This is a genomic window from Streptomyces sp. NPDC056486, from assembly GCF_042795295.1.
GTDB lineage: Bacteria > Actinomycetota > Actinomycetes > Streptomycetales > Streptomycetaceae > Streptomyces.
This window is the reverse complement of sequence record NZ_JBHTSF010000052.1, coordinates 1-12,273: the sequence shown is the minus strand read 5'-3', so window position 1 is coordinate 12,273 and position 12,273 is coordinate 1. Positions and strand designations below refer to the sequence as shown.

The window sequence follows — 12,273 nt, the reverse complement described above, 5'->3', positions numbered from 1 at the left end:
CGGGTGACGGACTCGGCTGGTTGTTCAACGGGACACCAGTTTGTCCACAGCCCCTCACGCCACTGGAGCACGGCCAGTAACCTCAGCGCCCATGGAGCAGAGGCATCTCGGCCGCACCGGCCTTCGCGTGTCCCGGATCGGACTCGGCACCCTCACCTGGGGGCACACCCAGGAGAGCGACGCCGCCGACCTGTTGAAGGTGTTCTGGGAAGCGGGCGGCAACCTCGTCGACACGGCCGATGTGTACGGGGACGGGGAAGCGGAGTATCTGCTCGGCCGACTCATAGAGCGGCTCGTGCCGCGGCGCGACCTGATCATCGCGACCAAGGCGGGCAGCGTGCCCGACCCCGACCGGCGCTTCGACGGCTCGCGGGGCCACCTCCTGTCCGCGCTCGACGCGTCCCTGGCCCGCCTGGGGACGGATTACGTGGATCTGTGGCAGCTGCACGCCTTCGACCCCTGCACGCCCCTGGACGAGACGCTCCAGGCCCTCGACATAGCCGTCAGCAGCGGCCGGGCGCGCTATGCGGGCATCTCGAACTTCTCCGGCTGGCAGCTCGCCAAGGCGGCGACGTGGCAGCTCGCGGCCCCAGGGACGCGGACGCGCCTTGCCAGTACGCAGATGGAGTACTCCCTGCTGCAGCGCGGCGTCGAGCGCGAACTGCTGCCCGCGGCGATGGACCTGGGTGTGGGCCTGCTGCCCTCGTCACCGCTCGGCCGCGGTGTGCTCACCGGGAAGTACCGCCACTCCACCCCGGCCGACTCGCGCGGCGGCTCCGAGCATCTGGCGCCGTTCGTCGCGCCCTACCTCGACGATGCCGCGAGCCGCATCGTCGACGCGGTCGCCACGGCCGCGGACGGCCTCGCGGCCACGCCCCTGCACGTCGCCCTCGCCTGGGTGCGCGATCGCCCGGGAGTGACCGCGCCGATCGTCGGCGCGCGCAACGCGCAGCAGCTCACGGCCGCATTGTCAGTGGAGACCCTTAGTCTTCCTGACGAGATCTGCCAGGCGCTCGACGATGTGTCGGCGCCCGTGCACCGCTACCCCGATCACGACTGGAGCACGCTGTGAGTACGGAGCCGGAAACCGCTGCCGCGCAGGAAGCGGAGGCCGCTGCCGCACAGGAGACCGGGGCACAGGCGCCGGAGGCCGCCGCACCGGAGGTCTCTGCACCGGAGACGGCCGCGGACGCGGCCGACACCGAAGACACCACCGAAGCCGCCACCGACGGTTCCACCGGTCCTGACGCCGCCGCCGAAAGCGCTGCCACCGAAGATGCCGCCGAGAGCGCCGAGAGCAAGGAGCTCTCGGAGACCGAGGCCGAGATCGCCGCCCAGCGGGAACTGCAGGAGCGGATCGCCGAGCGGAAGGCCGCCAAGCAGGGGCCTGTCGACGCCGGTGCCAAGCTCAGCGGCACGGCCGCCGATCTCCTTGCCGCCGTGCGAGCGGTGGAGAGCGGCGAGAAGCCGGCCGCCAGCGCCTTCCGCGAGCCCGAGCCCGCACCGCGCAAGGCCGCGCCCGAGCCCGTGCGGCGGCCGCAGCCCGTCGTGCAGGCCGCCTCGGGACCCGGCGACGAAGCCGTGGACGCGGTCCGTGCCGTGCTCGCCGATGGAGGGGCCCCGGCCGCGCTCGCCGAGCGGACGGCGGCGGCACTCGGCGAGGGCGCCGACGCCTTGCTGCGGGGCGACCCCTGGCAATTGCTGCGGGTCGGCGGCGTGCGCACGGAACAGGCCGACGGGTTCGCGCGGGCGCTGCTCGGCGCGGAGTGCGGGCCCGACGACGAGCGCAGGGGGCGCGCGATCACCGCCTGGCTCCTTGAGCAGGCTGCCGTCGCGGGACACACGGCCCTGGACGCGGCGGCGCTCACCGCGGCGCTCGGACAGCGTGCCGTGCCCGATCCGGACGCGGCGGTGCAGAGCGCCATCGCGGAGGGCGACATCCTGGTCTTCCAGGACGCCATCGAGACACCGGGAGCTCCGGCCCCCGTACAGAACGAAGAAGACGCCGAGGGCGAGGAGACCGAGCTGCCGGTCCGCGTCCTGGTCGGCCTCGAGCAGTACGCCCTCGCCGAGGAGAGCCTCGCCGACGGGATCGCCCGGGTGATCAACTCCCTGTCCAAGGAAGAGAGTTCGGGCCCGCAGACCGACGGCTGGGAGTCCGCAGCGGGCGAGGCGTCCGGTTCCACCGCCGAGCTGATCCGCGCGGTGGCAGGACACGGACTCGTCCTGCACACCGGCGGCGATGCGGCACGCGCCGAGCCCGCCGCGCTGGTCGCGGCCGCGGCCGGCCTCGGCCTGCGTGCGTGGGCGGCCACGCACAGCTCCACGGGACGGGACCGCGTCGCCGGGCTCACGGGCTCGGACGAGGCGGGCGCCGCAACTGTTGCGGGGCTGCTCTCCGGTGCGGAGGGCCCCGGACGGGACAGGGACGGAGCGCTCGCCCTCGACCTCCTGGTGGTCCTCGACGCGCCGCAGTTGGACGTGGAGAGCGCCGCGATGCTTGTGGAGTCCCTGCCGGACAGCGCCCGTCTGGTGCTGAGCGGCGACCCGGGAGTGCTGTGGTCGGCGGGCCCGGGGCGGGTCTTCGCCGATCTCCTCGCGGCGCGCTGCTGCCCGCAGGTCGTCTCGCGCGTCCCGGACCCCGGCCCCATCGGGGAGCTGGTCTCCGGCATCGGCATCGGCGAGCTGAACCAGGTCGAGGCGCCTGGCAAGGAAGTCGTGATCGTCCCCGTGCGCGACGCGGGCGAAGCGGTCCACCGCACGGTGCAGCTCGTGGCGGACTCGGTGCCCCGGGCGATCGGGGTGCCCACGGAGGACACCCAGGTCATCACCCCCGGGCACGGCGGCGCCGCCGGCACACGCGCGTTGAACACCGCGCTCAAGGAGCGGCTGAACCCCGGCCCCGGCCGGTTCGGCGGCTTCGACCCCGGCGACCGCGTCGCCCACGTCCCGGCGCCCGGGCGCACGACCCTCGGCCGGGTCCTGCGGGCCGACGCGGAGGGGCTGCACCTGGAGTGCGACGGCGACCCCGTCGTCGTACCGAAGGAACAGGTGGAGCAGACGGTGCGGCATGCCTGGGCGCTCACCGCGCACCAGGCCGTGGGCCTGAGCTGGCCCGCGGCCGTCGTGGTACTGCCCGGCGACGCCACCGCGGCCCTGAGCAGGCCCTGGATCTACACCGCGTTCAGCCGCGGCGAGCGGCATCTCTCGGTGGTCCAGGGCGCGGAGCAGGCGCTGCCGCGCGCCGTGGCGGAGATCCCCGCGAAGGCCCGCACGACGCGCCTCCAGTCCCTCCTGCGCCCGCAGGTGCCCGCCACGTCCTGAGCCGAACCGTCCCGCGCTTCCGGGTGGCCGCCACGTTCACCGGCGCCCGGAAGCGGCGGGGCACGGCCGGGAAGGCCGCGACGCGCGCCTGAGCGGTCAGCGATCGGCGTCCAGGGGGCTTCTGTCGTCGTCGACGTCGACCGCGTCCACCTCATCAGCGTCGTCGACGTCATCGACCTCGTCGAGTTCCTCGAGGACCGCCACGGCGTCGGGATCGACGCGGACATGGACGTCGGCGTCGACAGCGTCGACACCGTCGTCGTCCGGTTCGTCGTCGAAGACCGCGCTGACGTCGAAGCGGCACACGACCCGGTGCGGATCAGCCTGGTCGAAGGGGGCGTCGAGCCACTCCCCCGGTTCCGCCGGCTCGTCCGCCGCGGTGACCCAGAGCGTGGAGTCGCCCTCCTCCAGGCCGAACTCCTTGTGCCGCGAAGCGATTTCGTCCGGTTCGAACTCCCCGAAGAGCACGCCGAGGGCGGCATGCACACTGCTGCCCGCCGCGGCTGCCGCGGGCCCTTCGCCCGCCGTGTCCGCGTCGAGGTCCGCGACCCGCTGGGCCTGCGCGAGGAGCCGCTGCGGCTCCGCCACGGCGTAGTCCCTGCGGATCAGCACGCTCAGTGCGTTCGCGTCCTCCGGGCCCTGGTACGGCGGCAGCACATCGCTGTCCGAGCCGGGGATCTCGAAGGGAGTGACCTCGTCATAGCGGTCGTAGAGGAGCTCGTCGTACTCCTCGGCGGCGGCGGCCAGCTCGTTGAACGCTTCGTAGACGGCCGGGTCGTCCTCCCCCGACCTGCGTTCGACCGCGGCAAGGTGACGGTCGAGCGCGGTCTTGACCGCCTCGGCGGCGGCGCGTACCTCGGCAGCGGTGGGCTGCGCAGCATCAGACATAGTGCAGACGCTATCCGTACCGGGCCCGTACTTGCACAATAGATGCGATGCCGGAATACGAATTTGTCGACGTGTATGTGCCGCGCGGGGTCACCCGCAAGGAAGCAACGCGCCTGCTGACGGACCACGCAGAGTACGGACACTGGGAGTTGGACCGCCTGAGCCTGCACGCAGACGGCAGCCGCAGAGTGCGGCTGAAGCGGCGGATCATCCGCCAGCTGCGGGCGACCTGGTGATATGAGACAGCCAGAACGGAGGGCGCCCGACCATGCGGACACCCTCCGTTCTCCGTACCTGATCAGGCGGCGACGCGCCCCCTGATCAGGCGGCCGACCGCGCCCTGCGGTACAGCACCGTCCCCGCGAGCAGCATGCCCGCGCCCACCGGCAGCACTACACCCATCGGCAGGTCGCTGCCCGTCTGAGCGAGCGATTCCGAGCCCTTCGGCTGCGTGACGACCTGCGTCCCCGGCTCGTTCGGCATCGCCCGGTCGTCCACCGGCTTCTCGCCCGATGTGCCGGGGTTCCCCGGCTCTCCCGGGCTGCCGGGCTCCCCCGGGTTGCCCGGCTCTCCCGGGTTCCCAGGCTCCCCCGGGTTCCCAGGCTCCCCCGGGTTGCCCGGCTCCCCCGGCTCCCCCGGGTTCCCAGGCTCCCCCGGGTTGCCCGGCTCCCCCGGCTCTCCCGGATTCCCCGGGGACCCGTCGCCCGAGTCGTTGGCACAGTCGTTGCCGGTGGTCGCGTTGCCGAGGCCGCCGATGGTGACGCTGTTGCCGCAGACGTTCACCGGTGCGTCGACCGGCAGCTGAATGTCGTTGCCCGAACCGACGCCGGGCGAGTTGCTGCTGTGCCCGTGCGCAGAGGACCCGCCGCCCGAGGGCTTGTGCGAGCCGCTGCCACCTCCGTGCGAGGTGTTGGCGCAGCTGTTGCCCGCCGCGGGGTTGAGCACCCCGACGACGTTGACGGTGTTGCCGCAGACGTTCGCCGGCACGTGCACCGGGAGCTGGACCGAGTTGCCGGACAGCACGCCCGGAGAATCCGACGCGCCCCCGCGGGCGCCCGAGTCGGCGTGCGCGTAGCCACCGCTGATGGCGAGTACGCCCGTCGCGGCCGCCACCGTGATCAGGCCTTTACGAGTGACCTGTCGCATAGGTTTTCCCTGCCTTATGACCTTCAGGAATGCGTACGCGCCTTGGGACACGTACACGGAATGCCCGAAGGCCCCGGAGTGCAATGCACACACTCCGGGGCCGACGGACTCAGACCCTCATGGGGTGAGTCACGCCAACGTCAGACGTTGGCGCAGGTGTTGCCGAAGGCGGGGTTCAGCAGCCCGATCACAGAGACCGTGTTGCCGCAGACGTTCACCGGCACGTGGACCGGAGCCTGCACGACGTTGCCCGAAAGCACGCCGGGAGACTTCACGGCGGCACCCTGGGCACCGGCGTCGGCAGCAGCGATACCCGCACATGCGAGCACGAGACCACCAGTGGCAGCCGCAGCAGCGACGACCTTCTTGATCATTGTTCCTCCTCGTTGGCAATGCGATCCCAGCCGCGGACCGCACCACCTGTAACGAGGAGGAGGCAATGGGGCTACGAGCCTATGGTCCCTTTCACTCTTTTCAGTCAAGTACGTACGCGCTGACGATTATTGGAGTTTCGTTTAAGCACGTATTTCCACCGCGTTTCCCTCGCCGAAGGGCGCGTGGACCGGCGTTCAGGACGCGTCGATGAACCGGTCGAGCACGCGCACACCGAACTTGAGGCCGTCCACGGGCACCCGCTCGTCCACACCGTGGAACATGCCCGCGAAGTCCAGCTCCGGCGGCAGCTTCAGCGGCGCGAAGCCGAAGCCGCGGATGCCGAGGTCGTCGAAGGACTTGGCGTCGGTGCCCGCGGAGAGCATGTACGGCACGGCGCGGGCGATCGGGTCCTCGGCCTGGAGCGCCGTCTGCATGGCGTCGACGAGCGCGCCGTCGAAGGTGGTCTCCAGGGCCTTGTCCGCGTGCACGTCCGTGCGCTTGACGTTCGGACCGAGGAGCCGGTCGAGGTCGGCGAGGAACTCCTCCTCGTACCCCGGCAGGAAGCGGCCGTCGACGTGCGCCGTCGCCTGCCCCGGGATGACGTTGACCTTGTAGCCCGCGCCCAGCTGGGTCGGGTTGGCGGTGTTCTTCAGGGAGGCGCCGATGAGCTTGGCGATGCCGCCGAGCTTGGCGAGCGTCTCGTCCATGTTCTCGGGGTCGAGCTCGGTGCCGAGCGCGTCGCCGAGCTCGTCGAGGAAGTGCCGCAGCGTCTTGGTGACGCGCACCGGGAACTTGTGCCGCCCGAGCCGGCCCACGGCCTCGGACAGTTCGGTGATGGCGTTGTCCTTGTGGATCATCGAACCGTGACCCGCGGTGCCGTCCACGGTCAGCTTCATCCAGTGCATGCCCTTCTGGGCCGTCTCGATGAGATAGAGCCGCAGGTCCTCGTTGACCTGGAAGGAGAAGCCGCCGACCTCGCTGATGGCCTCCGTGACGCCCTCGAAGAGCCCCGGGTGGTTGTCGACGAGGTAGCGCGCGCCGTACGTGCCACCGGCCTCCTCGTCGGCCATGAAGGACAGCACGATGTCGCGCGGGGGCTTGCGGCCGGTGCGCATGCGCTCACGGACGACCGCGAGGGTCATCGCGTCCATGTCCTTCATGTCGACGGCGCCGCGGCCCCACACACAGCCGTCCGCGATCTCGCCGGAGAAGGGGTGGTGCGTCCAGTCCTGGGCGTTCGCCGGCACGACGTCGGTGTGGCCGTGGATGAGCAGCGCGGGCCGGGAGCGGTCCTCGCCCTCGATGCGGGCCACGGTGGAGGCCCGGCCGGGGTGCGATTCGAAGATCTGCGGTTCGAGCCCCACCTCGGCGAGCTTCTCCGCGATGTACTCGGCGGCCTTGCGCTCGCCCGGGCCCGAGTGGTCTCCGTAGTTGCTCGTGTCCATGCGGATCAGATCGCGGCAGAGATCGACGACCTCGTCCTCGCCGGTGACGGGCCGCGACCGGTCCGCCTCGCCCGCCCTGTCGGCCCTGCTCGACTCGCTCACGGTGGTTCCTCCCGCTATCGCTCCTGCTGGTCCTCCTCATCCTCCCGCGCCGACCCCTCGACACCCAAGGCCGGGCACCCGCCGTCATACGCCGTTCACGCGTATGACCTGCGTGATCGCCCGGGTGATCGGAGGCCCCCGAATGTTTGCTATGGTTTTCCACGTCGCCGCGGGAAACCGCGAGAGACCACCGGTCCGGGTGGCGGAATGGCAGACGCGCTAGCTTGAGGTGCTAGTGCCCTTTATCGGGCGTGGGGGTTCAAGTCCCCCCTCGGACACCAATGATTGACCAACAGAGCGCTGGTCGGGAGCAATCCCGGTCGGCGCTTTTTGTTGTCCGTGACGACTCCGGGGTCGGCTTCGGCCCAGGACAACGGCAACGGCAACGGGCGGAGTCTCTTTCGGCCGCAGCCGCATGCGCCCGGGATCAGGACGCGAAGGCGCACCGGCTTGCGTCATGCCCAACTCACGCCTGCCCCAGCTATTGACGCTTGTTTGCTGGAGTTTTACGTTCCTCGACATCTGAGAGCGCTCTCACGACGCCCTTCCCGTCATGACTTCGAGGTGCCGTCCATGCCAGACGCCCGCTTACGATCCGCCTTTCACCACAGACCGGCCGCCGCCGTGGCGCTGGCCGCCGCACTTGTCGCCGTCGGTCTCGGTCCCGCCGCCACTCCGGCGGCGGCCGCCAACGTCCCGGTCGGCTCAGGCAGTTACTCCGACACCCGCCCCGCGGGAACCTCCGGGCCCACCACCAACACCGGCACCCCGGTGACCCCCAAGGTCACCCCGGCCGCCAAGGACAAGCCGGTCCCCACCAACGACTGGTGGTCCTCCCTGGCCTTCCAGCGGTACGGCGACAACCCGTACTCCACCCCGATGTACGGGCACCCCCTCACCTACCAGGCCACCGCCGGGGGCCTGGAGGTCGGCTACCCCACCACCCCCGCGGTCGTCGGCGATGGCCGCCAGTACGAGTACGCGCACAAGCGCGACCTCACCCTCGGCCTGACCGGACTCAACTCCCCGGACACGAAGGCCGACGCCTGGTCCGACTGGACCGTCACCCCCTACTGGTCGGACGGCACCCGCACCCTGCGCACCACCATCGGCCACGGCCTGCCCTTCGTGTACGCCAAGGGCTCGGGCGGCAACGCCCAGATCACCACCGCCGCGGCGCCGACCGTCTTCGCCGACCAGGGCAACGTCCTCGGCATCACGGTCGGGGGCCACCACTACGCCCTCTTCGCGCCGAGCGGCAGCGACTGGACCGTCTCGGGATCCACGGTCACCGCGGGTCTGGGCGCCAAGGACTACTTCTCGCTCGCCGTCCTGCCGTCGACCGACGCGCTCGCCACGTACAAGAAATACGCCTACAGCTTCGTCACCGGCTCCAAGGCCACCTGGTCCTCCACTGCGGGATCGGTGAAGGCGAACTACACCCTCACCACCCAGGCGCAGGAAGGCAGCGAGACCGGCACGCTCCAGGCGCTCTACCGCCACCAGTGGCTGCACTCGGCCGATCCGCTGACCTCCTACACCTACGTGTCGCCGCGCGGCACGATGAAGGTCCGCGAGGGCACGGCCTTCACCACCACCCAGAAGTCGTCGTCCGTCCTGCCCGCCCTGCCGAAGTCCTCGGGCGTCGACCGGGCGCGCCTGAAGACGTACCTCGACGAGGTGGCGAACGCGGCCGACCCGTTCTCGGGCGCCACCGACACGTACTGGACGGGCAAGGCACTCGGCAGGATCGCCCAGCTCGTCCCGGTCGCCGACCAGATCGGTGAGACCGCCACCCGCGACAAACTCCTCGGCTTGCTCAAGGGCCGGCTCCAGGAGTGGTTCACGGCCGGGGGCGCGAGCGAGTTCTCGTACGACAAGGACTGGAAGACCCTGACCGGCTACCCGGCGTCGTACGGGAGCGACACGGAACTCAACGACCACCACTTCCACTACAGCTACTACGTCTACGCGGCGGCGATCGTCGCCCAGTACGACCAGGCCTGGGCCGCCGACTCGGCGTGGGGCGGCATGGTGAAAACCCTCATCAAGGACGCGGCCAACCCCGCCCGCGGCGAGTCGGCCTTCCCCTTCCTCCGCGGCTTCGACGTCTACGCGGGCCACAGCTGGGCGTCCGGGCACCAGGGCTTCGCCGCGGGCAACAACCAGGAGTCGTCGTCCGAGTCGACCAACCTCAGCGCGGCCCTGGTGCTCTGGGGGTCGGCCACCGACAACGCCGAACTCCGTGACCTGGGCGCCTACTTGCTGACCACCGAGTCGGAGGCGATCGCCCAGTACTGGTTCGACGCCGACGAGCAGGTGTTCCCCTCCGGCTTCGGCCATGACACGGCCGGGATGGTGTGGGGAAGCGGAGCGGCATACGCGACGTGGTGGACGGCCAACCCCGAGGAGATCCACGGCATCAACGCCCTGCCGGTCACCGGGGGATCGCTCCACCTGGCCGGGCACAAGTCCGCGATCCGACGCAACCTCGCCGAAATGGTGCGGGAGAACGGCGGCCCCGCCGTCGAGTGGCGCGACATCCTCTGGGAATTCGAGTCGCTCGCCGACCCGGCCGCGGCCAAGTCCAAGTGGGATGCGGGCAACGCCGGTTACACGCCCGAACAGGGAGAGTCCAAGGCGCACACCTACCACTGGATCAACACCCTGGACGCGCTCGGCGCCCCCGACACGACGGTGACGGGCGACATCCCCACATCGGCGGTCTTCTCCAAGGGGACGGTACGCACCTACGCGGCGCACAACTTCGGCGCCTCGCCCCGCACGGTCACCTTCTCCGACGGTGCGACCCTCACGGTCCCGGCCCGCTCCACGGCGACGGGCACCGGAACGGGCGGCGGCGACCCGGACCCCGACCCGCCCACGGGGAACGTCTTCCAGCTCCGTTCCGGAGGCACGCTCACCACGGCGACCGGGGCCACGGCAGGCAGCGACACCCTCGCTTCGGCGGGCGGCGCGAACCACGACGGCACGCCGAACCAGCCGCAGGTCTACGAGGCGAAGAAGGTCAACGGCACCCTCACGGCGGGCAAGTCCACGGCCTTCCGCCTTCAGGTGGACGCGGGAACCGCGGTCGGCCTCGGCCAGCAGGCCAGGGTCAGCTACGACCTCACGGGCGACGGCACCTTCGACCGGACGGAGACCTATCAGTACTTCGCGACTGATCCGGTGACCGGCTGGGAGGCGTACGGCGAGGGCCGTGGCCTCAAGTCGGCGACGGGCTCACTGGGGAACCTGAAGAATGGGACGGTACGCCTGGAGGTGTGGTCGGCGATCGGCAACGGCCCGGCAAAGCTCAGGACCGGGACGGCCGATTCGACGCTGACGATCCCGTTCGGCTAGCTGCCTCGTCCCATCGGCTCAGCAGGCTGTTTCACAGGGATATGGCCCCGGTCAGCAGCGCCGCGGCGGTCATGACCAGGGTCGTACCGAAGGCCCAGCGGAAGATGAAGCGCTGGTGCTCGCCGAGTTGTACGCCGCTCATGCTGACGAGGATGAAAGTGGAGGCAGTGAGAGGGCTGAGCGGAAACCCGGTGGTCATCTGGCCGAGAATCGCGGCGCGGGCGATCTCGGCCTGGTCGGCACCGAATCCGGACGCCGTGTGGGAGAGCACGGGCAGCACGCCGAAGTAGTAGGCGTCCGGGGTGAAGGCCAGGCTCAGCGGCATACCGGTGACGGCGACGAGAGGCGCCAGATGCCCGCCGAGGGAGTCGGGCACGACCGAGACCAGGGCCTCGGCCATCTCGGAGATCATCTTCGTGCCGGTGAGAACTCCGGTGAACACGCCTGCGGCGAAGATCATCGTGATGACGAGCACCACGCTCTTGGCGTGCTTCTCCAGGAGCTCCTGCTGCCCTTCCCAGGTGGGGCGGTTGACGAGGAGGGCGAGGGCGAAGGCAAGGGCGAACAGCACGGGAAGCGGCATGAGTTCGATGACCAGCGCCACGATCAGCGCGACGGTCAGAATGCCGTTGAACGCGGTGAGCAGGACAGGGGGACGTGCCTCAGTCGTCACCGCAGGAGTGCCCGGTCCGTCTCCCGGCGTCCGGGAGACGGCCTGCTCGCCCTCCGCCCCCGCGTTCCGCTGCCCGGCGCCCCCAAGACGCCGGCGCTCACGCCGGCCGATCCAGTAGGAGGCGAGCAGTACCCATACGACACCGCACGCCATCGCCGGCAGTACCGGCGTGAAGACCTCCGCACTCTCCAGCTTCAGCGCCGCCATGGCCCGCACCGTCGGCCCGCCCCACGGAACCATGTTCATCACGCCCGCGCCCAGGCAGACGACGCCGGACAGCACCAGCGGGCTCATGCCCAGGCGCTTGTAGACCGGCAGCAGGGCGGAGACGGTGATGAGGAAGGTCGACGCGCCGTCGCCGTCGAGCGCCACACACATCGTGAGCACGGCGGTGCCGACCGCGATGCGTGCCGGATCGTTCCGCGCCAGACGCAGGATCCGGCTGATCAAGGGGTCGAAGAGCCCGGCGTCGACCATCAGCGTGAAGTAGAGGACCGCGAAGGCGATCATGATGCCGGTGGGGGCCACGGTGATCAGCCCGTCGAGGATCATGCTGCCCATGTCGTCGGCGAAGCCGCCGATCAGGGCCGCGAGGACAGGCAGCAGCACCAGTGCCACCAGTACGGAGACCCGCTTGGTCATGGTGAGCAAGAGGAACAGGCCAATAGTGGAGAACCCCAGCACTGCCAGCATGGTTGTCGCTCACCTTCTCGTTCGCCTTCTCGGCACCGGCTCCTGACACGGAGCCCTGGAAGCCCCGGCGGCCCGCACTGCGGATGAGTTTCGAAGGGGCAGTGGATCGGCGTCCAGCATCAAACCGAGATCTATCCATGCGGTCTGCGCATCAATGCCCCGCGAACCCCCTAGGGCGTGTCTTCAAAGTGGGCGGAGCCAGAGGAGTGTTGATGCCAGGGTGACGGCGGCTTTGAAGGACGTCGCGGTTTTTTCGTAACGGGT

9 protein-coding genes and 1 tRNA gene are annotated in these 12,273 nt (G+C 70.4%); 5 read left to right on the top strand and 5 right to left on the bottom strand.

Translation table 11 applies throughout. The annotated features are described in order from the left end of the window. Window positions 1-91 precede the first annotated feature (91 nt). Together ACFQ7F_RS21555 and ACFQ7F_RS21550 are read left to right on the top strand one after the other, a co-directional pair. The gene (locus tag ACFQ7F_RS21555; RefSeq protein WP_383272716.1) at window positions 92-1,072 is read left to right on the top strand and encodes an aldo/keto reductase; all 981 of its coding nucleotides are present in this window, start codon (window positions 92-94) and stop codon (window positions 1,070-1,072) included. Continuing rightward, a complete protein-coding gene (locus tag ACFQ7F_RS21550; protein ID WP_383272714.1) occupies window positions 1,069-3,324 on the top strand; it encodes a helix-hairpin-helix domain-containing protein in 2,256 nt (751 codons plus the stop codon). The genes ACFQ7F_RS21555 and ACFQ7F_RS21550 overlap by 4 nt, the downstream gene beginning before the upstream one ends. A 96-nt stretch (window positions 3,325-3,420) precedes the next feature. Here ACFQ7F_RS21550 and ACFQ7F_RS21545 read toward each other — a convergent pair whose 3' ends face one another. Next, window positions 3,421-4,212, bottom strand: a complete 792-nt coding sequence (locus ACFQ7F_RS21545; RefSeq protein WP_383272712.1) for a hypothetical protein — start codon at window positions 4,210-4,212, stop codon at window positions 3,421-3,423. Window positions 4,213-4,259: 47 nt separating this feature from the next. Between ACFQ7F_RS21545 and ACFQ7F_RS21540 the strand changes: the two genes are divergently transcribed. Beyond that, window positions 4,260-4,448, top strand: a complete 189-nt coding sequence (locus tag ACFQ7F_RS21540) for a DUF5703 family protein (RefSeq protein ID WP_190082655.1) — start codon at window positions 4,260-4,262, stop codon at window positions 4,446-4,448. A gap of 85 nt (window positions 4,449-4,533) precedes the next feature. Here the strand turns inward: ACFQ7F_RS21540 and ACFQ7F_RS21535 are convergent, their stop codons facing one another. The 3 genes from ACFQ7F_RS21535 to ACFQ7F_RS21525 form a co-directional block, all read right to left on the bottom strand. Then, window positions 4,534-5,358 carry a chaplin family protein gene (locus ACFQ7F_RS21535; protein WP_383272710.1) on the bottom strand — a complete coding sequence of 275 codons (825 nt, stop codon included), beginning with the start codon at window positions 5,356-5,358 and terminating at the stop codon, window positions 4,534-4,536. A 140-nt stretch (window positions 5,359-5,498) separates the two neighbouring features. Continuing rightward, a complete protein-coding gene (gene chpH / locus ACFQ7F_RS21530; RefSeq protein ID WP_383272708.1) occupies window positions 5,499-5,732 on the bottom strand; it encodes a chaplin ChpH in 234 nt (77 codons plus the stop codon). Between the two features lie 195 nt (window positions 5,733-5,927). Then, a complete protein-coding gene (locus ACFQ7F_RS21525) occupies window positions 5,928-7,280 on the bottom strand; it encodes a M20/M25/M40 family metallo-hydrolase (RefSeq protein WP_383272706.1) in 1,353 nt (450 codons plus the stop codon). A gap of 193 nt (window positions 7,281-7,473) precedes the next feature. Between ACFQ7F_RS21525 and ACFQ7F_RS21520 the strand changes: the two genes are divergently transcribed. Beyond that, window positions 7,474-7,561, top strand: a tRNA-Leu gene (locus ACFQ7F_RS21520). Between the two features lie 292 nt (window positions 7,562-7,853). Beyond that, window positions 7,854-10,643 (top strand): glycosyl hydrolase, encoded by a 2,790-nt coding sequence (locus tag ACFQ7F_RS21515; protein ID WP_383272704.1) that lies wholly within the window; start codon window positions 7,854-7,856, stop codon window positions 10,641-10,643. A gap of 31 nt (window positions 10,644-10,674) precedes the next feature. On the opposite strand, the gene ACFQ7F_RS21510 is transcribed toward ACFQ7F_RS21515, so the two are convergent. Then, window positions 10,675-12,009, bottom strand: a complete 1,335-nt coding sequence (locus tag ACFQ7F_RS21510) for a CitMHS family transporter (RefSeq protein ID WP_383272702.1) — start codon at window positions 12,007-12,009, stop codon at window positions 10,675-10,677. Window positions 12,010-12,273 lie beyond the last annotated feature (264 nt).